Genomic DNA, 635 nt, shown 5'->3' with positions numbered 1-635 from the left:
GCCATGGACAGCCTGCCCAAGTCGGGTTCGGAAGCGCCGTGGAAGCTCAAGCAGAACTACTTCTTCGACATGCGGACCATCCGCTACGGCAAGGTCGACGAGGAAGCGCTGATGTTCACCAAACACCGTGCCGCAGTGACGGTTTAGTTCCTCACCGAGCAGACACAAAACTGGCCCTCTTCATGCGAAGAGGGCCAGTTTTGTGTCTGGTCAGGCGGAAGGGCGACGGGTCCTAATCGTCGCCTCCGGCAACTACGACGATCCCGTCCTCGTCGGCGTAGGCGATCTCGCCCGGCACGAACGTCACGCCGCCGAAGCTGACCTCGACGTCGCGCTCACCCTCGCCGGTCTTGGTGCCCTTGCGCGGGTTGGTGCCCAGCGCCTTGATGCCGACGTCGATGGTGCGCAGCGCGGCCGCGTCGCGCACCGCGCCGTGCACGATCACCCCGGACCAGCCGTTGTCGGCGGCCAGCCCCGCGATGATGTCGCCCACCAGTGCGGTGTGCAGCGACCCGTCGCCGTCGACCACCAGCACCCCACCGTTACCCGGTGTGGACATGATGTCGCCCACCAGTGCGGTGTGCAGCGACCCGTCGCCGTCGACCACCAGCACCCCACCGTTACCCGGTGTGGAC

The 635-nt window shown here is 66.3% G+C and carries 1 protein-coding gene; it reads right to left on the bottom strand.

Going from position 1 to position 635, the window contains the following annotated elements; genetic code table 11:
- Nucleotides 1-232 precede the first annotated feature (232 nt).
- Nucleotides 233-635 (bottom strand): ribonuclease E activity regulator RraA (gene rraA, locus H7J73_RS33255; RefSeq protein WP_264072127.1); only part of this gene is annotated, 403 nt, incomplete at its 5' end.

Origin of the sequence: Mycolicibacterium komossense (assembly GCF_025822605.1) — a bacterium.
Lineage (GTDB): Bacteria > Actinomycetota > Actinomycetes > Mycobacteriales > Mycobacteriaceae > Mycobacterium > Mycobacterium komossense.
Note: the sequence above shows the minus strand (reverse complement) of the source record. Positions and strands in the feature narration are given on the sequence as shown.